Source organism: Streptomyces sp. NRRL F-5755, from assembly GCF_001279365.1.
GTDB classification, from domain to species: Bacteria; Actinomycetota; Actinomycetes; order Streptomycetales; family Streptomycetaceae; genus Streptomyces; species Streptomyces rimosus.
Genome location: NZ_LGCW01000114.1, coordinates 1 through 22,175 on the forward strand (window position 1 = coordinate 1; position 22,175 = coordinate 22,175).

Annotated in this window: 21 protein-coding genes and 1 pseudogene; 12 read left to right on the forward strand and 10 right to left on the reverse strand. The window is 72.0% G+C overall.

Features of this window, described 5'->3' with window-relative positions:
* Both ADK86_RS13090 and ADK86_RS13095 read right to left on the reverse strand, forming a co-directional pair.
* A partial coding sequence (locus ADK86_RS13090; RefSeq protein ID WP_159393850.1) for an NAD(P)-dependent oxidoreductase occupies positions 1 to 348 on the reverse strand: 348 nt, incomplete at its 3' end.
* Positions 349 to 376: 28 nt separating this feature from the next.
* Positions 377 to 1,080: pseudogene (locus tag ADK86_RS13095) on the reverse strand (TIM barrel protein).
* Positions 1,081 to 1,250: 170 nt separating this feature from the next.
* On the opposite strand from ADK86_RS13095, the gene ADK86_RS13100 reads away from it, so the two are divergent.
* The 8 genes from ADK86_RS13100 (at position 1,251) to ADK86_RS13135 (ending at position 8,596) form a co-directional block, all read left to right on the forward strand.
* Positions 1,251 to 1,511 carry a hypothetical protein gene (locus tag ADK86_RS13100; protein WP_078620544.1) on the forward strand — a complete coding sequence of 87 codons (261 nt, stop codon included), beginning with the start codon at positions 1,251 to 1,253 and terminating at the stop codon, positions 1,509 to 1,511.
* Complete coding sequence (locus ADK86_RS13105) at positions 1,508 to 1,888, forward strand: helix-turn-helix domain-containing protein (RefSeq protein WP_053696748.1); 381 nt, start codon at positions 1,508 to 1,510, stop codon at positions 1,886 to 1,888. Before ADK86_RS13100 ends, ADK86_RS13105 begins: the two co-directional genes overlap by 4 nt.
* A gap of 171 nt (positions 1,889 to 2,059) precedes the next feature.
* Positions 2,060 to 2,602: a 2-oxo-4-hydroxy-4-carboxy-5-ureidoimidazoline decarboxylase gene (uraD, locus tag ADK86_RS13110; protein WP_053696749.1), complete on the forward strand. Its 543-nt coding sequence runs from the start codon at positions 2,060 to 2,062 to the stop codon at positions 2,600 to 2,602.
* Positions 2,599 to 3,015 carry a hydroxyisourate hydrolase gene (uraH, locus tag ADK86_RS13115; protein ID WP_030630173.1) on the forward strand — a complete coding sequence of 139 codons (417 nt, stop codon included), beginning with the start codon at positions 2,599 to 2,601 and terminating at the stop codon, positions 3,013 to 3,015. The genes uraD and uraH overlap by 4 nt, the downstream gene beginning before the upstream one ends.
* A gap of 5 nt (positions 3,016 to 3,020) precedes the next feature.
* Positions 3,021 to 3,953 (forward strand): factor-independent urate hydroxylase, encoded by a 933-nt coding sequence (gene pucL / locus ADK86_RS13120; RefSeq protein WP_053696750.1) that lies wholly within the window; start codon positions 3,021 to 3,023, stop codon positions 3,951 to 3,953.
* Positions 3,954 to 4,039: 86 nt separating this feature from the next.
* Complete coding sequence (locus ADK86_RS13125) at positions 4,040 to 5,446, forward strand: nucleobase:cation symporter-2 family protein (RefSeq protein ID WP_053696751.1); 1,407 nt, start codon at positions 4,040 to 4,042, stop codon at positions 5,444 to 5,446.
* Positions 5,447 to 5,491: 45 nt separating this feature from the next.
* Complete coding sequence (locus tag ADK86_RS13130) at positions 5,492 to 6,895, forward strand: 8-oxoguanine deaminase (RefSeq protein WP_053696752.1); 1,404 nt, start codon at positions 5,492 to 5,494, stop codon at positions 6,893 to 6,895.
* A 285-nt stretch (positions 6,896 to 7,180) separates the two neighbouring features.
* Positions 7,181 to 8,596: a nucleobase:cation symporter-2 family protein gene (locus ADK86_RS13135; RefSeq protein ID WP_053696753.1), complete on the forward strand. Its 1,416-nt coding sequence runs from the start codon at positions 7,181 to 7,183 to the stop codon at positions 8,594 to 8,596.
* 75 nt (positions 8,597 to 8,671) lie between these two features.
* On the opposite strand, the gene ADK86_RS13140 is transcribed toward ADK86_RS13135, so the two are convergent.
* From ADK86_RS13140 to ADK86_RS13150, 3 genes are all read right to left on the reverse strand, one after another.
* Positions 8,672 to 9,535 (reverse strand): chitosanase, encoded by an 864-nt coding sequence (locus tag ADK86_RS13140; protein ID WP_053696754.1) that lies wholly within the window; start codon positions 9,533 to 9,535, stop codon positions 8,672 to 8,674.
* A 125-nt stretch (positions 9,536 to 9,660) separates the two neighbouring features.
* The gene (locus ADK86_RS13145) at positions 9,661 to 10,506 is read right to left on the reverse strand and encodes a GNAT family N-acetyltransferase (protein WP_053696755.1); all 846 of its coding nucleotides are present in this window, start codon (positions 10,504 to 10,506) and stop codon (positions 9,661 to 9,663) included.
* Between the two features lie 67 nt (positions 10,507 to 10,573).
* The gene (locus ADK86_RS13150) at positions 10,574 to 11,152 is read right to left on the reverse strand and encodes a TetR/AcrR family transcriptional regulator (protein WP_053696756.1); all 579 of its coding nucleotides are present in this window, start codon (positions 11,150 to 11,152) and stop codon (positions 10,574 to 10,576) included.
* Between the two features lie 64 nt (positions 11,153 to 11,216).
* Here ADK86_RS13150 and ADK86_RS13155 point away from each other — a divergent pair, with 64 nt between their 5' ends.
* Together ADK86_RS13155 and ADK86_RS13160 are read left to right on the forward strand one after the other, a co-directional pair.
* Entirely contained in the window at positions 11,217 to 12,290 is a 1,074-nt protein-coding gene (locus ADK86_RS13155) for an FAD-dependent monooxygenase (RefSeq protein WP_053696757.1), read from the forward strand.
* 102 nt (positions 12,291 to 12,392) lie between these two features.
* Positions 12,393 to 14,030 carry a YfcC family protein gene (locus tag ADK86_RS13160; RefSeq protein ID WP_053696758.1) on the forward strand — a complete coding sequence of 546 codons (1,638 nt, stop codon included), beginning with the start codon at positions 12,393 to 12,395 and terminating at the stop codon, positions 14,028 to 14,030.
* Between the two features lie 18 nt (positions 14,031 to 14,048).
* On the opposite strand, the gene ADK86_RS13165 is transcribed toward ADK86_RS13160, so the two are convergent.
* The 3 genes from ADK86_RS13165 to ADK86_RS13175 form a co-directional block, all read right to left on the reverse strand.
* On the reverse strand, positions 14,049 to 14,825 hold the full coding sequence (locus ADK86_RS13165) for a VOC family protein (protein WP_053696759.1): 777 nt from the start codon (positions 14,823 to 14,825) through the stop codon (positions 14,049 to 14,051).
* Between the two features lie 206 nt (positions 14,826 to 15,031).
* Positions 15,032 to 16,660: a malate synthase A gene (gene aceB, locus ADK86_RS13170; RefSeq protein ID WP_053696760.1), complete on the reverse strand. Its 1,629-nt coding sequence runs from the start codon at positions 16,658 to 16,660 to the stop codon at positions 15,032 to 15,034.
* 224 nt (positions 16,661 to 16,884) lie between these two features.
* A complete protein-coding gene (locus tag ADK86_RS13175; protein ID WP_053696761.1) occupies positions 16,885 to 17,547 on the reverse strand; it encodes a nucleotidyltransferase family protein in 663 nt (220 codons plus the stop codon).
* 227 nt (positions 17,548 to 17,774) lie between these two features.
* Between ADK86_RS13175 and ADK86_RS13180 the strand changes: the two genes are divergently transcribed.
* The gene (locus ADK86_RS13180) at positions 17,775 to 18,092 is read left to right on the forward strand and encodes a DUF5955 family protein (protein WP_053696762.1); all 318 of its coding nucleotides are present in this window, start codon (positions 17,775 to 17,777) and stop codon (positions 18,090 to 18,092) included.
* A gap of 55 nt (positions 18,093 to 18,147) precedes the next feature.
* Here the strand turns inward: ADK86_RS13180 and ADK86_RS13185 are convergent, their stop codons facing one another.
* Positions 18,148 to 18,951, reverse strand: a complete 804-nt coding sequence (locus ADK86_RS13185) for an IclR family transcriptional regulator (protein ID WP_003983125.1) — start codon at positions 18,949 to 18,951, stop codon at positions 18,148 to 18,150.
* A 441-nt stretch (positions 18,952 to 19,392) separates the two neighbouring features.
* Here ADK86_RS13185 and allB point away from each other — a divergent pair, with 441 nt between their 5' ends.
* Complete coding sequence (gene allB / locus ADK86_RS13190) at positions 19,393 to 20,730, forward strand: allantoinase AllB (protein WP_053696763.1); 1,338 nt, start codon at positions 19,393 to 19,395, stop codon at positions 20,728 to 20,730.
* 16 nt (positions 20,731 to 20,746) lie between these two features.
* On the opposite strand, the gene ADK86_RS44450 is transcribed toward allB, so the two are convergent.
* Entirely contained in the window at positions 20,747 to 22,147 is a 1,401-nt protein-coding gene (locus ADK86_RS44450; protein WP_234345836.1) for an inositol monophosphatase family protein, read from the reverse strand.
* Between the last annotated feature and the right edge of the window lie 28 nt (positions 22,148 to 22,175).

Consider the following 22,175-nt stretch of genomic DNA (forward strand, 5'->3'; position numbering starts at 1 on the left):
CCCCTTGCCGGCCGCGGCGGCGGCCAGGTCGACGGAGGTCTGCGGGGTGATCGAGGACATGTCGATCAGCAGCGCCCCGCGCCGGGCGTTGTCCAGGATCCCGTCGGGCCCGTAGGCGATGGCTTCGACCTGGGGGGAGGCGGGCACCATGGTGATGATGACGTCCGCCTCGCGTACGGCTTCGGCGATGGAGGCGGCGGGGGTGCCGCCGGCGGCGGCCAGCCGCTTGAGCTTGTCGGCCTCCAGGGTGTGGCCGGTGACCGGGTAGCCGGCCTTGAGCAGGTTCTCGGCCATGGGCGCGCCCATGATGCCCAGCCCGATCCACGCGATCTTCGGAAGAGTGCTCATGTACGGGGTGCCTTTCGCGAAACGGGGGTCAGTGGGCGGCGGCGCGCAGCGGGCGGGGCAGCCAGGCGAACGCACCGGCGCTGGGGGTGTCGCCGGGCTTGTACTCCAGGCCGACCCAGCCGCGGTAGCCGTTGGTGTGCAGCCGGCCGAGGAGGTCTTCGAGGGGCAGGGTGCCGGTGCCGGGGGCGCCGCGGCCGGGGCTGTCGGCGATCTGGACGTGGCCGGTCTTGCCGGTGTACCGGTCGATGACCTCCTCCAGGTCCTCGCCGTTCCTGGCCAGGTGGTACAGGTCCATCAGGAACCGGGCGTTGTTCAGGCCGGTGGCCGCGTTGACCGCGTCCACCACCTCGATCGCCTTGGGCGCCGAGACGATCGGACAGTCGGGCGACTCCAGCGCATTCAGCGCCTCGATCAGCAAGGTGGCGCCCACCCGGTGCGCGGCCCGCGCGGCCAGCGTCAGGTTCTCCAGCGCCAACGCGTCCTGGGCGGCCGGGTCCACGCCCTGGACGCGGTTGCCGTACAGGGCGTTGAGCGCGGTGCAGCCCAGCGACTGCGCGAAATCCGCGGCCACCTCCACATTCGCCCGGAAGCGCTCGGATTCGGGGCCGGGCAGGGACAGGGCGCCGCGGTCGGGGCCGGGCACGCGGCGGCCGCCGCCGGGCGTTCCAGCAACGGCAGCTCGGTGAACAGGATCGACAGATTGACATCGAAACGCGCCTCGGAGAAGCCCATGAGGGATGAGCGCCCTTCCGTATTGTGGAACTGTGTTTCTGCTGGTTGGAACACTGCCTGCGGATCTCGCGACCTGTCAAGAGCTGGACCGGTGGCCGGACGGGCGCTCGTGGTGCGGTTCCCCGGGCCCGGGGAACCGCACGGCCCGGCGGCGATACTTTGGTGGCATGGTGCGATTGCGAGTGGAATTCACGACGGAACCGTTCGATCTGGACGAAGCGCCCGCCCACGCGGTCGTGGGGCGCGAGATCATCACCGGTGCCGGGCTGGACGCCGTCGACGTCGGCCCCTTCGGCAACACCGCCGAAGGGGAGGGCGAGAAGGTGCTGTCGGCGGTGGACGCGCTGCTGCGCAAATCCCTGGAGGCCGGTGCCACCCGGGTCTCCCTCCAGGTCAACGTGATCGCGCCGGGCGAGGGGGACGCGACGTGACCGAGCCCGCCGATCACCCGTTCGTCCAGGCGGTCAAGCCGCTGGTGGACGCCATGGGCGCGGAGATGGTTGCGCCGGAGCATGCGCAGGGTGACGATGTCGTCCTGGCCTGGGAAGGGCGGGACCGGGTGGCCGTACGGCTGCCGCATCTGTCCGACTCGCTGGATCACCTCCTCGCCGAGCTCCAGCGCCGGCACGGCATGCCGCTGTCGGACCTGGACCGCCGGACCAAGCAGTCGGTGGTGCGCATCCTGGAGGCGCGCGGCGCCTTCTCCGTGCGGCACGGGGTCGAGACGGTGGCCAGTGCGCTCGGCGTCAGCCGCTTCACCGTTTACAACTACCTGAACAGGGACAACGCCACGAAGGGTGCCGACTGACCCGTAAGTGGGGCCGGTTGGACGAACCCGCGCATGCCGCCGTCCGGGCGAACCGGACGGCGGCTTTCTTGTTGCCGAGTTTTCAACAAAGTGTTGACGTGATGTTGCCGGAGGTCTTAGCTGTTTCCAGCCAAGCAGAGCCCGCACCGCACCAGGCCACGGAGGCTACCCGTGTCTTCGAATCCGACGCCGGGCCTCGCCCGGTTCAACGCCGCTTCCGACCGTGCGGCACGAGCCGCACTGCACGAGGCGTGCACCAGCGAAGCGTGGGTCGGTCACCTCCTCGCCCACCGCCCGTACGCCGACACCGAAGCCCTGTACGCCGCCAGCGACGCCGCCATGGCCGAGCTGACCGCGGCGGACCTGGCCGAGGCGATGGCCGGGCACCCGCCCATCGGCCGGCCCACGCCGGGCGACGCGACCTCCTCGCGCGAACAGCGCGGGATGTCCGACGCCGGCGCGGACCTCAAGGCGGAGATGCTCGAACTGAACCTGGCGTATCAGGAGAAGTTCGGGCACGTCTTCCTCATCTGCGCCACCGGACTGACCGGTGAGCAGCTGCGGGACGCCGCCCGTAACCGCGTGGACAACACGCCGGAACAAGAACGCGAGATCGTGCGTACCGAACTGGGCAAGATCAACCGCATCCGGCTGGGCCGCCTCGTCGAGGACGCGGCGGACCCGGCAGACGCCGCAGAAGGAGCGACACCATGAGCAGCGAGACGGCCGCGCACGACACGTCGGTGTCCACGCACATCCTGGACACCAGCGTGGGCCGCCCCGCGCAGGGCATCGCCCTGACGCTCTCGGTACGGTCCGGAGACGACGCGGACTGGAAGGCGCACGGCGCCTCCCGGACCGACGCGGACGGGCGCTGCAAGGACCTGCCGGCCCTGCCGGCGGGCACCACCCACGTACGCCTGGACTTCGCGACCGAGGCGTACCTCGCCAGCAAGGCCGAAACGGCCGACCAGCAAGCCGAGGAACAGCAGGACGCCCCCCGCGCAAGGGACAGCGGAGCTTTCTTCCCGGAGGTGGCGATCACCTTCGCCGTCACGCCGGGCGAGCACTATCACGTACCGCTGCTGCTCAACCCGTTCGGCTACTCCGTATACCGAGGGAGCTAGCACCGATGCCCACGATTCTCGGCCAGAACCAGTATGGCAAAGCGGAAAACCGCGTCGTCAAAATCACCCGGGACGGCGACACCCACCACATCAAGGACCTGAACGTTTCGGTAGCGCTCTCCGGCGATCTCGAAGACGTCCACCTCTCCGGCTCCAACGCCCACTGCCTGCCCACCGACACGACCAAGAACACCGTGTACGCCTTCGCCAAGGAACACGGCATCGAGTCGGCCGAGCAGTTCGGCATCCACCTGGCCCGGCATTTCGTCACCAGCCAGGAGCCGATCAAGCGGGCCCGCATCCGTATCGAGGAATACGCCTGGGAGCGCATCGAGACCTCCGAGGCGGCCGCGCAGTTCATCGGCGCCGACGAGGTCAAGCACTCCTTCGTCCGCAAGGGCCAGGAGACCCGGCTGACCCAGATCACCTACGACGGCGAGAAGTGGCAGGTCATCTCCGGCCTGAAGGACCTCGTCGTGATGAATTCGACGAATTCCGAGTTCTGGGGCTACATCAAGGACAAGTACACGACGCTGAAGGAGGCGTACGACCGCATCCTGGCCACTGAGGTCTCCGGCCGCTGGCGGTTCAACTGGACCGACGACGACGATCGGATGCCCAACTGGGAACGCTCCTACGCCCAGGTCAAGAAGCATCTGATGCACGCCTTCGCGGAAACCTACAGCCTTTCGCTCCAGCAGACCCTCTACCAGATGGGATCGCGGATCATCAACAACCGCGCGGAGATCGACGAGGTGCGGTTCTCGCTGCCGAACAAGCACCATTTCCTGGTGGATCTGGAGCCGTTCGGTCTGAAGAACGATACCGCCGAGGGAGCCGTCTACTACGCGGCGGACCGCCCGTACGGCCTGATAGAAGCCACTGTCCTGCGCGACGGTGTCGAAGCCGAGATCCCGACGGATCTGACCAACCTCTGACGGCTCCCGACGCAGCGCCGTGCCGCGCCGCCCCTCCCCGTCCCGCAGCGGGGAGGGGCCCCGCGAATCCTGAGGGGAAACGCCCCATGGCCGCACACCCACCGCACGCTGAGCAACACCCCGTCCCGCCGGTCCATCCGGTGGACGAGAAGCCGGCACCCAAGCGGCTCGTCCCCGCCGCGCTCCAGCACATCGCCGCCATGTACGCCGGCGTCGTCACCCCTCCGCTCATCATCGGCCAGGCCACCGGCCTGGACACCGCGGGCCGCACCCGGCTGATCGCCGCCAGTCTGCTGATCGCCGGTCTCGCGACCCTGCTGCAGACCCTCGGCGCCGGACGGTTCGCCGGCAACCGGTTGCCGTTCGTCAACGCCGCCTCCTCGGCCGGCATCACCCCGATGCTCGCCATCGCCGAGACCACCGCCAAGGGCCACCAACTCCCCGCGATATACGGGGCGGTGATGGTCGCCGGCGCCTTCTGCCTGACCGTCGGCCCGTTCTTCGGCAGACTGCTGCGCTACTTCCCGCCGCTGGTCACCGGCGTCGTCATCACCCTCATCGGCGTCACCCTGATGCCGGTACCGGTCGGCTGGGCGCAGGGCGGCGACAAGGAGGCCGCCGACTTCGGCTCCATGAAGCACCTGGCGCTGGCCGCCTTCACCCTCGTGGTGATCCTGCTGATCCAGCGCTTCACCCGGGGCTTCGTCAAGCAGATCGCGCTCCTGTTGGGGCTGGTCGCGGGCACCCTCGCCGCGGTCCCGTTCGGCATGGCGAGCTTCGACGCGCTGCGGGAGGCGCCCGTCGTCGCGCTGCCCACGCCCTTCGCCTTCGGCGCGCCGGAGTTCCAGCCCGCCGCCGTGTTGTCCCTGTGCATCGTCATGCTGGTCCTGATGACCGAGTCCGCCGCCGGCATGCTCGCCCTCGGTGAGATCTGCGAACGGCGTACGACCGGTCGGACCATCACCCGCGGATTGCGCACCGACGGCATCGCCACCCTCCTCGGGCCGGTCTTCGGCGGCTTCCCGACCAGCGCCTTCGCGCAGAACGTCGGGGTCGTCTCGCTGACCCGGGTACGCAGCCGGTACGTCGTCGCCGTCGCGGGCGCCACCCTCCTGGTCCTCGGCGCCTTCCCGGTCCTCGGCGCGGTGGTCAACCTCGTGCCGATGCCCGTCCTCGGCGGCGCCGGCATCGTCCTGTTCGGCTCGATCGCGGTCAGCGGCATCCGTACGCTCTCCGAGGCCGGCCTCGACGACAGCTCCAACATCATCCTCGTGGCCGTGTCGCTGGGCGCGGGCATCATCCCGCTCGCCGCCCCGCGGTTCTACGAGGACTTCCCGGCCTGGGCACAGACCGTGCTCGGCTCCGGCATCAGCGCCGGGGCGCTCGTCGCGGTCCTGCTCAACCTGTTCTTCCACCATCTCGGCACCCGGAGCACCAAGGGGGCAGCGGTACTGTCAGCCGCCTCGCCCGGCTCCGGCACTCAAATCCCGTAGGGCCCTGCCGTGCCCGAACCCCAGAGGAAAGCAAGAGGAAGCACCATGGCAGCACCGGCAGCCTCTGACAGCAGGGCGACGCGGCGCATCGTCATCGAGAACTGCGCCATCGCGACCGTCGACGCCGACGGCACCGAGTACGCCTCGGGCCACCTCGTCGTCGCCGGCAACCGCATCGAATCGGTGGGCGCGGGCAAGGCCCCCGAGGGCCTGGAGAACGTCGTCCGCCGTATCGACGGCACAGGCCACCTCGTCACCCCCGGCCTGGTCAACACCCATCACCACTTCTACCAGTGGATCACCCGCGGGCTGGCCACCGACCACAACCTCTTCAACTGGCTGGTGGCCCTGTACCCGACCTGGGCCCGCATCGACGCGCCGATGCTCGCCGCGGCCACCCAGGGCTCGCTGGCCATGATGGTCAAGGGCGGCGTCACCACCGCCTCCGACCACCACTACGTCTTCCCGCAGGGGGCCGGCGACCTGGTCGGCGCCGAGCTGGCCGCGGCCCGCGAGATCGGCGCCCGGATCACCCTGGCCCGCGGCTCGATGGACCGCAGCGTCAAGGACGGCGGGCTGCCGCCGGACTTCGCCGTAGAGACCACCGAGGGTGCGCTGAAAGCCACCGAGGAGGCCATCGACACCCACCACGACGCCTCCTTCGGCTCGATGGTGCACATCGCCGTGGCCCCCTGCTCCCCGTTCTCCATATCCACCGAACTCCTGCGTCAAGGAGCCGAGTTGGCCCGTCGCAAGGGCGTGCGGATGCACACCCACGGCTCGGAGACGGTCGAGGAGGAGAAGTTCTGCCACGAGCTGTTCGGCATGGGCCCGACCGACTACTTCGAGTCCACCGGCTGGCTCGGCGAGGACGTGTGGATGGCGCACTGCGTCCACATGAACGACTCCGACATCGACGCCTTCGCCCGGACGCGGACCGGCGTCGCGCACTGCCCGTCCTCCAACGCGCGGCTCGCCGCCGGCATCGCCCGGGTACCCGACATGCTCGCCGCGGGCGTACCGGTCGGCCTCGGCGTGGACGGCACCGCCTCCAACGAGAGCGGCGAACTGCACACCGAACTGCGCAACGCGCTGCTGATCAACCGGCTCGGCGCGCACCGGGAAGCCGCCCTCGACGCCCGCAAGGCGCTGCGCCTGGGCACCTACGGCGGCGCCCAGGTGCTCGGCCGGACCGCGGAGATCGGCTCCCTGGAGGCCGGGAAGCTGGCCGACCTGGTGCTGTGGAAGCTGGACGGCCTCGCCCACTCCACCATCGCCGACCCGGTCACGGCCCTGGTGTTCGGCGCCGCGGCCCCGGTCACCCTCTCCCTGGTCAACGGCGACCCGGTGGTCGAGGACGGCCGGCTGACCCACGTCGACGAGGAGGCCATCGCCCGTACCGCCCGGGCCGAGGCCCAGCGCCTGGCCCGGATCGCTGCCGAGGGCTGATCCCTGCCCGGCGGCACCCCGAGAACTCGGCCGGGGGGACGGCCCCGGCCGGGAGCTTGTGGATCCGAGCGGGGTCCACAAGCGCCGGAACCCGGGGGCACGGAGGTCGCTCCGTGCCCCCGGCCCGGTCCTGCCGCACCTCATCACCCCCTTATGTGACGGCCCGTCACGCTCCTTTCACGCGCCACGAGCGCGGACCGCTGCTCCACCGCACCCGACGCACGACCTCCGTGACAGCCTCGCGCCGCCGCCCCCTCGCGGCGCAGAAATCGAAGGAGGCCCGCAGTGGCCGCAACCCCAGGGCGGGCGGCGCAGGGCGACCGCAAGCACCCGGTCGACGCAACCCTGCCGCCCTTGAAGATGTTCACCAGTGGCCTGCAGCACGTGGCCGCGATGTACGCGGGCGTGGTGGCCCCGCCGATGATCGTCGGCCCGGCCTGCGGGCTCGGCCCCACCGAGACCGCCTTCCTGATGGGCGCCAGTCTCTTCACCGCCGGAATCGCCACCCTGCTGCAGACCCTCGGCTTCTGGAAGATCGGCGCCAGGCTGCCGTTCGTCAACGGCGTCTCGTTCGCCGGGGTCACCCCGATGGTCGCCATCGGCAAGGCCCAGAGCCCCGGCGACGCGCTGCCCGTCATCTTCGGCGCGGTGATCGTCGCCGGGGTGCTCGGCTTCCTGCTCGCGCCCTACTTCTCCAAACTGGTGCGGTTCTTCCCGCCGGTGGTCACCGGCACCGTCATCACCCTGATCGGCGTGTCGCTGCTGCCCGTCGCCTTCAACTGGTCCCAGGGCGGCGACGCCACCGCGCACGACTACGGTTCGCCGGTCAACATCGGCATGGCGGCGCTCACCTTCGTCATCGTGCTCGTCCTGCGCCGGGTGCTGCGCGGCTTCCTCCAGCAGATCTCGATCCTGCTCGGCCTGGTCGCCGGCACGCTGATCGCGATACCCGTGGGCATCACCGACTTCGGGGCGATCACGGAAGCGGCCCCGGTCGGCTTCCCGGCGCCGTTCCACTTCGGTGCTCCGCAGTTCGATGTCGCCGCCGTGCTGTCTATGTGCATCGTGATGCTCGTCTGCATGACCGAGTCCACCGCCGACATGCTGGCCCTCGGCAAGATCGTGGACCGGCCGGCCGACGAGCGCACCATCGAGGGCGGCCTGCGCGCCGACACCCTCGGCACCGCGATCAGCCCGCTCTTCAACGGCTTCGCCAACAGCGCCTTCGCGCAGAACATCGGCCTGGTCGCGATGACCAAGGTACGCAGCCGCTATGTCGTCGCCACCGGCGGCCTGATCCTGATCGTGCTGGGCCTGTGCCCGGTCGCCGCCTCGGTGATCTCGCTGGTCCCGCTGCCGGTCCTGGGCGGCGCCGGCATCGTGCTGTTCGGGTCGGTCGCCGCCAGCGGCATCCAGACCCTGGCCGCCGCCGCGATGGACAAGGGCGAGAACGCACTGATCGTCGCGGCGTCGGTGGGCATCGGCCTGATCCCCATCGCGGCGCCGCGGTTCTACCACGACTTCCCCAAGGACATGCTGGTCGTCCTGGACTCCGGCATCAGCACCGGCTGCATCGTCGCCATCGTGCTCAACCTCACCTTCAACCACTTCGGCAAGCGGCGCGCCGAGCCGCCGCTGGAGGTGATCCCGCAGCAGCCGGAGCGCGGGGCGCCGGACGCGCGGGCGGCCGGGGTGCACTGAGCCGCGTCCGGGCCCGGACACGCCGACGGCCCGTACCGCGCCGGACTCCCGGCACGGTACGGGCCGTCGTACGGCTCAGCCGATGTGGTAGGAGTCCCCGTACACCTTCCAGTCCAGCGGCGGGTTCAGGTTCAGGTTGCCCTTCTTGAGGAAGACGCGCTGCGCGGTGTCCACGCGGCTGGTGTCGCTGTGCGCCTCCTCCTGCTTCATCGCCCACACCCGCGCGTCCAGGAAGGCGTCGAGGTACGCCTTCTCGTCGCCGCCCTGGGCGGGGGTCTTGGCCTTGGCCATGGCGCGCTTGCGGATGTTGGAGAAGCTGGTCTTGTCGCTGCCGTCGCCGTGCATGACGAGCGCGTCGTAGTACGCGAACTGGCCCAGCACACCGATCTTGTCGGCCTTGCCCTGCTTGACCGCCGGATTGAAGTACACCCGGTCCCGCTCGTCGTTCTGCGCCTTCTGGAAGTCCTTGTCCTGGGCGGCCTTCTTCCAGTCCTTCTCGAAGGCGGAGCCCAGACCCGCGTGCGAGTCGCTGCCGTTGACCTTGCGCAGCGCGGGCAGGTACTTCGCCAGGACGTTGCCGGGCTTGCGCTTGGTGTACAGCTCGACGAGGTCGAGCATGTCGCCCGTACCGGAACAGAAGCCGATGATGCCGGCGGTGTAGCCGCGGCCGTCCTTGATGTCCTCGATGTAGGCGTACTGCTTCTTCCAGTCCAGCGAGGAGTTCTCGGCGCTGGAGACCAGCTGCATGGCGATCTCCTTCTTCGCCGGGTCGTCCAGTCCGGCCGCGGCCTTGGCGGCGGGGGCCGCGACCGGCGTCCGGCCGGTGGCGGCGACCGCGGTACCGGCGACGGCGGTCGCCGGTACGGCGAACAGGACCAGGCCGAGGGTCAGGCCGGTGGCGGGCTTGCGGATCGCCTTGGCTATGGATCGGGCACGCATGGTTGTCCTCCAGGGGAGCGGGCCGATTGGCCGGGGTGCGGTGAGGGACCCCAATCGTTAGGAACCTTTCCTATCAGACTCCGTGGAGGACCGTAACCCGCCAGATCACGCCAATCCCTGGCGCATCAGGCGCGGTTGACCGCACCATCACTCTCCGGCTGCCACACGTACGGCACGGTCGTGGCGGCGCTGACCAGGCCCAGCCGGTCGAGGATGGGGCGGCTGGTCTCCAGGGCGTCGACCTGTACGTAGCGGAACCCGCGCGCCAGGGCGAGCGCCGCCCGGTGTGCGACCAGGGCGCGGTAGACGCCCTTGCCGCGCCAGTTGGGCAGCGTCGAGCCGCCCCACAGGGAGGCGAAGTCGGTGCCCTGGTGGAAGCGCGCCCACGCCGCCGAGACCACCTCGCCCGCCAGCGACTCCGCCACCGTCACCACGCAGGCGTCGCCGTCCCGGCCCGCCGCCATCTCTTCCAGGGCCGGCGCCAGCCAGCTGCGGTCGTCGGCCCAGACGGTCCCGGCCAGTTCCCCGATGCGGTCGAAGTCCGCCCGGTCGGTGACATCCCGCAGCCGTACGCCCTCGGGAAGCGGCGGGCCCCCGGGCGGCCCGGCGACGTCCGCCGCCTCGCCGATGACGACCGTCTCCCGCTCGCCCGGCGTGAACCCGGCGGCGGCCAGCCGGTCCGGCAGGTCGGCGGGCAGGTCATGACCGTGGTACTTCCACTCGACCGGCAGTCCGCGGGCCGCGAAATACTCGCGCTGGGCGGCGATAAAGGCGTCCAGCGCCTCCCCGTCGAGCCCGCCGAGGTCGCGGTAGAGGATCAGCCCGCCCTGGCGGGGGAGGGTTCTGCGCAGCACGGGCCCGACCCGCTCGGTGCCCGGTGTGCCTGGCGCGAATCCGCGGTCCCGCAGTTGTGCGTCGTACGCCGCGCGGTAGCCGGCGGCCCGTTCTCGCTCGGTGTCTGGTGTCGTCACCGGCGTCACTCCACCACAGGCCGGTGGCCGGAACCATCGCATGCGGCCGTGGCGTGGCGCGGCGGCGTCACGGTGCGGCGGGCGGCTCCGCGGCTCCGAGCAGTGCGTCGAGCAGTTCCGCGATGCCCGGACCGGGGTCGAAATCTTCCGCAGGAAAGGCAAGTTGGTGGAAGGTGATGCCGTCCAGGTAATCGAGGAGGATTTCGCAGTGCCGCCGGGGCGCCGGCGAGCCGAAGCGCCGCAGCCACTCCGTGCCCCACCCGACGACTGCCTCGCGCCCCCGGACGAGGGGCGGGCGCAGCTCGGGGCGGGACGAGGCTTCCAGGAAGAGGGCGTAGCGGGCGGCGGTCCTGGCGCGCCCGGGGCCGGTCGCGTGCCGGACGAACCGGGTCACGGCGGCTGCCAGCTCCGGTACGCCGGCGGGCGCGGCCTGCCGCGCGAACTCCTCCCAGTCGCGCCGCTCCAGCGCTTCCAGATGGGCCACGATGCCGTCGATCAGCGCGGCGCGGTTGCGGAAGTAGTTGGACGTGGTGCCGGACGGCACGCCCGCGGCGGCGTCCACCGCCTGGTACGTCAGCCGCCGCGACCCCGCGGCGCCCAGCACCTCGATCGCCGCGTCCAGGACCTCGTCCCGCCGTCGTGCCACCCTGCGCACCTCTCGATACTAAATTTGTAGTGCCGATCTACTATGAACATAGTAGCGTGCGGGCATGGAGCTGACACCACGCACGGCGGCCGTCGTCGGCGGCGGCATCGGCGGGCTCGTCACCGCCCTCCACCTGCGCTCCGGCGGCTGGTCCGTCGATGTCTTCGAACGCGCCCGCACCCTTCCCGCGACCGGCACCGCCCTCGGCCTGTGGCCCGCCGCCCTCGCCGCCCTGGACGCGCTCGGCGTCGGCGCACGCGTACGGGACCTGAGCCGGCCGCAGACCTCCGGTGCCTTCCTGCGCCCCGACGGCAGCCGGATCGCGGCCCTCGACGTCGCCGCCCTCCAGCGGCGTACCGGCGACACCGTCCGCCTGATCTCCCGCCCCGAACTGCTCACCGTCCTGTACGAGGCGAACGGCGGCGCGGTCGCCTTCGGGCGGCCGGTCGACGACATCCGGCCGCTGGAGGACGCGTACGACGTGGTGATCGCCGCCGACGGCCTCAACAGCGCCGCGCGCCGCACCCTGTTCGGCCCCCGCCACCGCGCCCGGTACGCCGGCGCGTCGTCCTGGCGCGGCACGGTGGACGGCGACACCGGCGCCGTCACCGAGACCTGGGGCGAAGGGCTGCGGTTCGGCATCACGCCCACCACGGGCGGGCGCACCAACTGGTTCGCCTGCGCCGTCGCTCCCGAAGGACAGCGCGAGCCGGGCCGCGAAGTCGCCGCCCTGCGCGCCCGGTTCGGCCACTGGCACGCCGGAGTGTGCCACGTACTGGAGCAGCTGACCGAGCCCGAGGTGCTGCGCCGGGACCTCTACTACCTCGACCCGCCGCTGCCCTCGTACGTCAGGGGCCGGACCGCGCTCCTCGGCGACGCGGCCCACGCCATGACCCCCGACCTCGGGCGCGGTGCCTGTGAAGCGCTCGTGGACGCGGTGGTGTTGGCGCGGGCCCTGCGCGCGTCGTCCGAGGTGGCGGCGGCTCTGCGGACGTACGACGCGGAGCGGCGGGCCGTGACCCGGCGGCTGGTGCGTACGGCGCGGCTGATGAACCGGATGGCGCATGTCCGACGGCTGACGGGCTTGCGGAACGCCGCGATGCGGGCGGCGGTGACGCTGGGCGGCCCGCCGTCCTGAGGGGCGGTCTGTACCAGGATGCTGGTGTTTGGGCCGATATGCTGCGATGGCACCTGAACATCAGTCAAGTGAGCGCCCGGCGCCACGGAGAGGGGTTCCGCGGTGGACCCGAACGCCCAGCAGCCATCCGCCCGGAAGCCGGACAACGAGCCGCCGCCCGACGACGACCCGCGCCCCGTCGAGCCCCCGCCGCCCGACGCGGACGCACCTGCCGAAGGAACCGCGCCCGCCGACGGCGACCCGGCGGGCACCCGGCGCCGGTTCACCTTCCCCAGCGCCCTGACCGTCCTGGTCGTCGTCACCCTCGCCGTCTGGGCACTGGCCTTCGTCATCCCGTCCGGCAGCTACGACCGTAACGCGTCCGGCACCCCGCTCCAGGGCACCTACCACCGCACGTCCTCCGGCCAGTCCCTCACCGACCGGCTCGGCGACCTCTTCCTCTCGCCGGTCAACGGCCTGTACGGCGTGCAGGACGCGAAGACCGGACAGGTCGGCCCGACGATGGCGGGCGAACTGTACGGCAGCGCGGGCGTGTTCCTCTTCGTCCTGGCCATCGGCGCGTTCATCACGGTCGTCTTCGCCACCGGCGCGCTGGACCGCGGCATCGGCCGGCTCGCCCACCGCCTCCGGCACCGCGGCGCGCTGCTGATCGCCGGAGTGATGGCCGTCTTCTCGCTGCTCGGCACGGTCGAGGGCTTCGCCGAGGAGACGCTCGGCTTCTACGGACTGGTCGTGCCCCTGATGCTCGCGCTCGGCTACGACCGGATGGTGGCCACCGCGACCATCATCCTCGGCGCCGGCATCGGCGTCCTGTGCTCCACCGTCAACCCCTTCGCCACCGGCGTCGCCTCCTCGGCCGCCGACATCTCGCTGGGCGACGGCATCGTGCTGCGGGTGGCGATGTGGCTGGTGCTCACCGGCGTCACCATCGGCTACGTGATCCGCTACGCGCGCCGCGTACGGGCCGACCCGGACCGCTCGCTCGTCGGCTTCCGGCCCGGCGACCGGGACCGTGCGAAGGCCGCCGAGGACGCGACGGAGCCGCCGCCGCTGACCCGGCTGGACCGGACCGTGCTGGTCACCGTGGCCCTGGTCTTCGCCTTCATGATCTTCTCGGTGATCCCCTGGTCCGGGGTGCTCACCGGGGACGCCGACGCCGCGCCCTACGCCTTCGAACTGGGCTGGTCCTTCCCGCAGCTGGCCGCCCTGTTCCTCGCGGCCTCGGTCCTCGTCGGCCTGCTGGCGCGGATGGGCGAACAGCGGCTCAGCGCGACCTTCGTCCAGGGCGTCGCCGAGTTCGTCTCCCCGGCGCTGGTGATCGTGCTGGCGCGGGGCGTGACCACGATCATGAACAACGCGCAGATCACCGACACGGTTCTGCATGCGGTCGAGAGCACCGTCTCGGGCGTCCCGTCGGCCCTGTTCGGCATCATGGTCTACGTCGTCAACCTGCCGCTGGCCTTCCTCATCCCGTCCACGTCCGGCCACGCCACGCTCGCCATGCCCATCCTGGCGCCGCTGGCCGACTTCGCGCACGTCTCGCGCGCGGTGGTCGTCACGGCCTGGCAGGCGGCCAGCGGCTGGATGAACCTGTGGGTGCCCACCACCGCCGTCATCATGGGCGGCGTCTCGCTGGCCAAGGTCGGCTACGACCGGTACCTGCGCTTCGTCTGGCCCCTGCTGGCCCTCCTCGCCGTCCTGATCTGCGGCTTCGTCGGGCTGGGGGCGGTGATGACGTGAGCCGGTCCGCCGGGCGGTCTACGCGTCGTCCACCCCGCGTACCCGCAGCCCGGCGATTTCGGTACGGGGCGGCCGGTCGCCCGCCAGCAGCAGGGTGGTGATGCGGTCGGCCGGCCCGGCGGTGAAGTGCACGGCCCCGCCGTCGAGCGGTACGACGGTGCCGCCCGTATCCACCGGAACACCGATGAGCGCGCCGAGCCAGGCGGCGGCGCCGCGCGGATCGGGCGTCTCGACGAGGAAGCCCGCGAGGTCGAAGGCGCCGCGGTTGATCCGGCCGGAGGCTTCGTGCTCCCGGCGGAGCGCGGGATCGATCCGGCAGGTGATGAAGAACGGCGCCCAGGGCGGCATGCCGTCGCCCCTCGGCATCGCTTCCTGGAAGGTCACCCGCCCTTCCTGGAAGGAGAAGTCGTGCAGGTCCACGTCGTGCCCGGCGCGGCGCAGGCGCTCGGTGGTGGCCCCGGTGTCCGTGACGTGCACCGCGAAGTTCAGCGGACCGCCGCCCGCGGCTGTCAGGGCGTCGATACGGGGCTGCCATCCGGCCGTCGCCCGCCCGAACGGGGACGGCGCGTACACCTCGCGATCGACGACGGTCAGGATCTCGACATACCGGTCGTCCAGCCGCCAGGCGCCGTTCTGGAACCCCTCGTGCACCGGATTCGTGTGCGCGGGCAGCCCGGCCGCCGTGTACTCCCGTACAGCTGCGGCGACATCCGGCACGCAGTGCAGAAGGTGGTCGAAGCGGGGGGCCTCCGTCGGACGGAGATCGGGCGTGCGGATCGGCTGCGTGGTGGTCATGGTCACCCTCCCCGAGTTGAGTTAGGTAAGCCTAACCGAAAGCGGGTGAGGGGCCCGTGCGTCGTCGTGGCGCGGGCCCCTCGGTCTTGGGTGAACGCCGCTCGGGCCGGACGTCCGGCCCGCGACAGGACGCCGGTCAGGCGCGCCCCAACGATCGACGGACGACATGCCGAAAGGCCCGTAGCGGCCGGGGGTGTGGCAGCCCGTCAGTCCAGCAGCTCGTAAGCCGGCAGCGTCAGGAATGCCGCGTAGTCGGTGTCCAGGGCGACCTTCAGGAGGAGGTCGTGGGCCTGCTGCCAGGCGCCGGCGGTGAACGCCTCGTCGCCGATCTCGGCACGGATGGCGGCCAGTTCGGTGTCGGCGATCTTGCGGACCAGGTCCGCCGTGGCCTTCTCGCCGTTCTCGAACACGACGCCAGCGTCCACCCACTGCCAGATCTGCGAGCGGGAGATCTCGGCGGTGGCCGCGTCCTCCATGAGGCCGAAGATGGCGACCGCGCCGAGGCCGCGCAGCCATGCCTCGATGTAGCGGGTGCCGACCCGGACCGCGTCCACCAGGCCCTGGTAGGTGGGCCGGGCGTCGAGGGAGTCGATGGCGATGAGGTCGGCGGCCGTGACCGACACGTCCTCGCGCAGCCGGTCCTTCTGGTGCGGCCGGTCGCCGAGCACCGCATCGAAGCAGGCGCGGGCGACCGGGACCAGGTCGGGGTGGGCGACCCAGGAGCCGTCGAAGCCGTCCCCGGCCTCCCGGTCCTTGTCGGCGCGTACCTTGGCCAGCGCCATCTCGTTGGCCTCCGGGTCGCGGCGGTTGGGGATGAACGCCGCCATGCCGCCGATCGCGTGCGCGCCGCGCTTGTGGCAGGTGCGGACGAGGAGTTCGGTGTACGCGCGCATGAAGGGCGCCGTCATGGTGACCGCGTTGCGGTCCGGCAGCACGAACTTCTCGCCGCCGTCGCGGAAGTTCTTGACGATGGAGAACAGATAGTCCCAGCGGCCCGCGTTCAGCCCCGAGGCGTGGTCGCGCAGTTCGTAGAGGATCTCCTCCATCTCGTACGCGGCGGTGATCGTTTCGATGAGGACGGTGGCGCGGATGGTGCCCTGTGCGATGCCCACGTAGTCCTGCGCGAAGACGAAGATCTCGTTCCAGAGGCGGGCCTCCAGGTGCGATTCGGTCTTCGGCAGGTAGAAGTACGGGCCCTTGCCGAGGTCCAGCAGGCGCTGGGCGTTGTGGAAGAAGTAGAGGCCGAAGTCGACCAGGGCGCCGGGCACCGGCACGCCGTCGAGCTGGAGGTGGCGCTCGTCGAGGTGCCAGCCGCGCGGGCGCACGACGACCGTCGCCAGCTCCTCGGCGGGCTTGAGCGCGTAGGACTTGCCGCTGTCCGGGTCGGTGAAGTCGATCCGGCGCTCGTAGGCGTCGATCAGGTTCGCCTGGCCGCCGATGACGTTCTGCCAGGTGGGCGCGGAGGCGTCCTCGAAGTCGGCGAGCCACACCTTGGCGCCGGAATTCAGCGCGTTGATGGTCATCTTGCGGTCGGTGGGACCGGTGATCTCCACCCGGCGGTCGTCGAGCGGGGCGGGCGCGGGGGCCACCCGCCAGCTGTCGTCGGCGCGGATGTGCGCGGTCTCCGGCAGGAAGTCCAGGGCGGAGGTCCGGGCGATCTCGGCGCGGCGCGCGTCGCGGCGGGCGAGCAGTTCGTCGCGGCGCGGGGTGAACCGGCGGTGGAGTTCGGCGACGAAGGCCAGCGCGGCCTCCGTGAGGATCTCGTCCTGGCGGGCCGGGGCCTTGCCGGGGTCGACGTCGACGATGGCCAGCGGGGACGGCGCTGGTGCGGACATGAGCTGTCACTCCATTCGGCGGCGGTGCCCGGGCGGCCGTCGGGGCGCGGGCGCGGCACGGGGTGCCACGGGCCGTGGGCGGCGGTCGCGGGCGCCGGTAGGTTCAGGGCGCTTCTGACCAGTGGAGAGTAGTTTCCTTATCGCGGAACTTCAATGGTTTGTTGACGTCGAGATTCTCTCCGTCGACACAAGCGGCGCCCGGATGACCCCCCGTGCCACCGCGGTCACCGCCCTTCGCCTGCCCGCGGCGCGCCCGGCGACGCCAGCCGGAACAGATCCCGCGGGGTGTCGATGTCGTACGGCTCGGCCACATCGGCGCACTCGACGAGCGTGAGCGCCTCCTCGTGCTCCTTCAGGTACGCGCGGGCCCCGCGGTCCCCGGTCGCCCCGGCCGCCACCGCCGCCCACCGCCCGGCCCCGAACAGCACCGGATGCCCGCGCTTCCCGTCGTACGCCGCGGCCACCAGATCCGCCCCGCCCTCGTACGCGGCGATCACCCGCGCCACCGCCGCCGCGCCGATGCCCGGCTGGTCCACCAGCGAGACCAGCGCCGCGCCCGCCCCGGAGTCCGCCAGGGCGGCCAGTCCGACGCGCAGCGAGGAGCCCATGCCGTGCGCCCAGTCCGGGTTCTCGGCCGTCGCGTACGCCGCGAGGTCCGCCCGCTCCCGTACGGTTCCGGCCGCCGCGCCCAGCACGACGAGCACCCGGTCGCAGCCGCCCTCCCGCAGCACCCGGGCCGCGTGCTCGACCAGCGGCCGGCCGCGGAAATCCAGCAGCGCCTTCGGGCGGCCGCCCAGCCGCCGTCCGCCACCCGCGGCGAGCAGCAGCCCGGCGACCGGGCGGCGGACGGGGGAGGGGTTCGAGGCGGGGACTGCGGTGTGTGTCATGGGGCCTGCTTACCCCATGACCGGGTGCGGACGGAGCGGTGGCGGCAGGGTCGGGTGTGGCGGCGGGAGCGGCGACGGACCGAAAACGCTATCGCACGGCAGCGCCGCGCGCGCGTAGGAATTCGGTGATCCTGATTTCGCTCTCCGTATGGCGCTCACCGCGCAGGGTGGCGTTAACTGGCCCGCATTGCGGAGCGGGGTGAACGGCCTTGGAGGGTGCCGTCGTTGTGGAGCAGAGGCAGAAGCACAGGCGAACAGAAGGAGCCGGGGACGATCCGCGGGCCGTCGCCCTGTGCGGCGCGGTGGCCCGGCTGCGCCGGGAACTGGCCCTCCTCCCGGCGGAGTTGTCCGACCGAACGGCGGCCGACGACGAACTGGCCGCGCTGCACACCATGGTGAGCGCGGGGAACCCCGACGTGGCCCGGCTGCGCCGTTCGCTGCTGCTGATCACGGGCGCCGTCGGCTCGGTCAGCGCGCTGGCGCCGGCCCTGACGGACGTACGGGAGCTGATCGGCCTCTACGGCGACCTGCCGCGCCGCTACTGAGCCCCGGCCGTACGGCGGCCGGGGCGGGCCGGAATCCGGGCGCTGTGCCCGGTGCCTACGCCGGGTTCTGGTTGGCCAGGGCCACCGAGAGCTCGGCGGCGATCTCCTGGAGCACCGGGACGATCTTGTCGATGGACGCCTCGGTCACCCGGCCGGTCGGGCCGGAGATGGAGATGGCCGCCGCGGTGGGGGAGTCCGGCACCGGCACCGCGAGGCAGCGGACGCCGATCTCCTGCTCGTTGTCGTCCATCGCGTAGCCGGTACGGCGGACCTCTTCGAGCGCGTCCAGGAAGGTGTCCGGGTCGGTGATCGTCTTCTCGGTGGCGGCGGGCATGCCGGTACGGCCGAGCAGTGCCCGGACCTCCTCCGGCGGGTGGCCCGCCAGCAGCGCCTTGCCCACGCCCGTCGAGTGCGGCAGCACCCGCCGGCCGACCTCGGTGAACATCCGTACCGCGTGCCGGGACGGGACCTGCGCCACGTACACGATCTCGTCGCCGTCGAGCAGCGCCATGTTGGCGGTCTCGCCGGTCTCCTCGACCGCGCGCGCCAGGTAGGGCCGGGCCCAGGTGCCGAGCAGGCGCGAGGCGCTCTCGCCGAGCCGGATCAGCCGGGGGCCGAGGGCGTACCGGCGGTTCGGCTGCTGGCGGACATAGCCGCAGGCGACGAGCGTGCGCATCAGCCGGTGGATGGTCGGCAGCGGCAGGCCGCTGCTGGTGGACAGCTCGCTCAGGCCGACCTCGCCGCCGGCGTCGGCCATCCGCTCCAGCAGGTCGAAGGCGCGCTCAAGGGACTGGACGCCACCGCCGGCGGCTGCGGGCCTGGCTGCGGCGGCGGAAGTGCTGGCGCTGGACGGCGGCACGACGCGTTCCTTTCGGGGCAGGTGGTGGCGGGCTCGGCGCGGGCTGTGGTCGTACGGGTGCCGGGACCGACCCGGAGCAGCCTACCGGTCCCTCCGGGCGGACACACGGCCCCTCGCACACTCGTTCCCGCCGGTCAGCGCCCGTACTCCGGCCCGGCCCGGGCGCTACCCGCGATCACCGGGTGGGGCCACTGGGCGGAGCTACGTTCTGCTGGGCGAAACTCCGTATCCATTCTGTGGAATCCTCCAAGCGTTGGGCTGAGGTACGGATTCCCGTCAGGAAGCCGCTCGCGCGCTCCGGCCGACCGGCGCGATCCGGTGCCACCGCGCCGCCGCCCAAGGGGTCTTGACGGGGTGCGGTCCCGAGTGAAGACTCCGTTCAACAGAAAGTTGAATTCCGTGGTGCGGAAGCCCATCGGAAGCGCACGAGGAGGAGACCGGGTGTCCGAGATCGATCTGGTGCTGCGCTCCACGCGCGTCGTCACTCCTCAGGGGACGCGCGCGGCGACCGTCACCGTACGGGACGGGAAGATCGCGGCGGTCCTCCCGCACGACGCGCCCGCACCGGCCGGGGCCCGGGCCGAGGACTTCGGCGACGACGCGCTGCTGCCCGGCCTCGTCGACACCCACGTCCACGTCAACGACCCGGGCCGCACCGAGTGGGAGGGCTTTTGGACGGCCACCCGCGCGGCGGCGGCCGGCGGCATCACCACCCTCGTCGACATGCCCCTCAACAGCCTGCCGCCGACCACCACCGAGGCCAACCTGCGCACCAAGCGCGAGGTCGCGCGCGGCAAGGCGCACATCGACGTCGGCTTCTGGGGCGGCGCCGTGCCCGGCAACGCCAAGGACCTGCGCCCGCTGCACGACGCCGGGGTGTTCGGCTTCAAGTGCTTCCTGTCCCCGTCCGGCGTGGACGAGTTCCCGCAGCTGGACCAGGAGCAGCTGGCCGCCGCGCTCGGCGAGATCGCCGGCTTCGGCGGGCTGCTGATCGTGCACGCCGAGGACCCGGACCACCTGGCCGCAGCGCCACAGCCGCACGGCCCCAAGTACGCCGACTTCCTCGCCTCCCGGCCCCGCGCGTCCGAGAACGACGCCATAGCGGGCCTGATCGCGCTCGCCCGGCGGCTCGGCGCGCGGGTGCACGTCCTGCACCTGTCCTCCTCCGACGCGCTGCCGCTGATCGCCGCCGCCCGGGCCGAGGGCGTCCGGATCACCGTCGAGACCTGCCCGCACTTCCTCACCCTGACCGCCGAGGAGATCCCGGACGGCGCCACCGAGTTCAAGTGCTGCCCGCCCATCCGCGAGGCGGCCAACCAGGACGCCCTCTGGCAGGGCCTGGCCGACGGCACGATCGACTGCGTCGTCTCCGACCACTCCCCGTCCACCGCCGACCTGAAGACCCCCGACTTCGGCGACGCCTGGGGCGGCATCTCCTCCCTCCAGCTCGGCCTGCCCGCCATCTGGACCGCAGCCCGCGAGCGCGGCCACACCCTCCAGGACGTGGCCCGCTGGATGGCCACCGCCCCGGCCGCGCTCGTCGGCCTGCACGGCAAGGGCGCCATCGAGCCGGGCCGGGACGCGGACTTCGCGGTGCTCGACCCGGAGGCGGCGTTCACCGTCGACCCGGCCGGGCTCCAGCACCGCAACAAGATCACCGCGTATGCGGGCCGTACGCTGCACGGCGTCGTCCGGTCCACCTGGCTGCGCGGCCGGCGGATCAACGACGGCGGGACGCTGGCCGAGCCGTCGGGGGAGCTGCTGGACCGGCAGCCGTAAGACACCGTGGCGCCATTCAGGGGCGCCACCCCGTCTCCTTCGCCCACTCCTCCGCGACCTCCGCCACCAGGTCCACGACCGGGTCCTTGACCTCCGCGTAGCTGCCGCTGTCCGCTGTACGGTGGGCGAGTTCGCGCTTGAAACGGGCGTATGCCGGCACCGCCTCCGGGTGGGCGCGGAACCAGTCGCGGAAGAGCAGCGCCAGCCGCTCGTTGGGCGAACCGGCGCACCGTACATGGAGGTTGACGTCCGGGCCGGGGCCGCCGCGCCGCGTCCACAGTCGCTTCACCCACCGGCCCTGATCGTCGTCCCGGCCCGCCGGTACGTGATCGGTCTCGTGCCGCGAGCGGACGAAGCCCCGTGCCGCCAGCGGCGCGTCGAACGCGTCCGACGCCGCCGCCAGGTCCGCGACGCTCACCTGGAGGTCGAAGACCGGCTTGGCCGCCATGCCGGGCACGGACGTGCTCCCGATGTGCTCGACCCGGCGTGCCTCCGGCGCGAGCGCGGCCCGCAACTCCGCCGTGAGCGCCGCGCCTTCGGCCGCCCAGCCCGGATGGGCGTCGACCAGGACCGCACGCGTGCTGCCCTCCCGTACGGCCTCCGCCACGACTTCCAGGAACGCGTCGTGCAGATGCCCGTTCGTGATCAGCACCGAGCCGTCGCCCTCCAGGACCGGCGCCCCCGTGAGATCGGTGATCCGGCCGCCGCCCTCCGCGACGATCACGGGCAGCGGGGCGAGGTCCTCGTACCCCAGGGCGGGACCCGCGATCACCAGGGCGTCCGCCCGCCCCGCGAGCACGTCCAGCGCGCCGCCGCCGGTCGGCACCAGCCACACCCGCCGGTGCAGCGCGGTCAGCAGCGACTCCGGCCATCCCGCGATGTTGTGCGCCTGCGTACGGGCGCCGGTCAGCTCCGTACGCCCGCCGGCATGCAGCCGCCCGCGTCCCGAGCGCAGCGCTTCCAGCGGGTCCGGGTCCGTACCGAGCAGCAGCCAGCAGCCGAGGCCGCGCCCGGCCGCCACCAGCTGGCGGCTCATCGGGAAGTTGACCACCCCGATCGCGGGCCCGTGCTCGTCCTCGAAGGCGAGGTCGGTGGAGAAGGCGGGCATCCGGTCACTGAACTGCCGGGTGCCGTTGACGGGATCGATCACCCAGCGCCGCCCGGACGCCCCGGCCCGCGGCCCGGCCTCCTCCCCGAGCACCGCGTCCGCCGGGAACGCCGCGGCCAGCTCCTTCCGTACGAACTCCTCGACGGCGAGGTCCACCGCGGTCACCTCGGTGCCGTCCGGTTTGCGCTCGTATGACGGCCGTTCGCCGTGGAACGCCTCGGCGCACATCCGCCCCGCACGCGCGGCGAGACGGACGGCGAAGGCGAACAACTCCTCCGGAACGGGCGGGGCGCCGGTGCTGTGATCCATGGCGTGAGCCTGCCACAGGGCTGGCGCG

What these genes read in the sequence shown, in the direction of transcription:
- uraH (WP_030630173.1), top strand. Translation starts at nt 2,599, where the DNA reads ATGAGCAGCGAGACGGCCGCGCACGACACGTCGGTGTCCACGCACATC.
- pucL (WP_053696750.1), top strand. Translation starts at nt 3,021, where the DNA reads ATGCCCACGATTCTCGGCCAGAACCAGTATGGCAAAGCGGAAAACCGC.
- ADK86_RS13125 (WP_053696751.1), top strand. Translation starts at nt 4,040, where the DNA reads ATGGCCGCACACCCACCGCACGCTGAGCAACACCCCGTCCCGCCGGTC.
- ADK86_RS13130 (WP_053696752.1), top strand. Translation starts at nt 5,492, where the DNA reads ATGGCAGCACCGGCAGCCTCTGACAGCAGGGCGACGCGGCGCATCGTC.
- ADK86_RS13140 (WP_053696754.1), bottom strand. Translation starts at nt 9,535, where the DNA reads ATGCGTGCCCGATCCATAGCCAAGGCGATCCGCAAGCCCGCCACCGGC.
- ADK86_RS13155 (WP_053696757.1), top strand. Translation starts at nt 11,217, where the DNA reads ATGGAGCTGACACCACGCACGGCGGCCGTCGTCGGCGGCGGCATCGGC.
- ADK86_RS13165 (WP_053696759.1), bottom strand. Translation starts at nt 14,825, where the DNA reads ATGACCACCACGCAGCCGATCCGCACGCCCGATCTCCGTCCGACGGAG.
- aceB (WP_053696760.1), bottom strand. Translation starts at nt 16,660, where the DNA reads ATGTCCGCACCAGCGCCGTCCCCGCTGGCCATCGTCGACGTCGACCCC.
- ADK86_RS13175 (WP_053696761.1), bottom strand. Translation starts at nt 17,547, where the DNA reads ATGACACACACCGCAGTCCCCGCCTCGAACCCCTCCCCCGTCCGCCGC.
- ADK86_RS44450 (WP_234345836.1), bottom strand. Translation starts at nt 22,147, where the DNA reads ATGGATCACAGCACCGGCGCCCCGCCCGTTCCGGAGGAGTTGTTCGCC.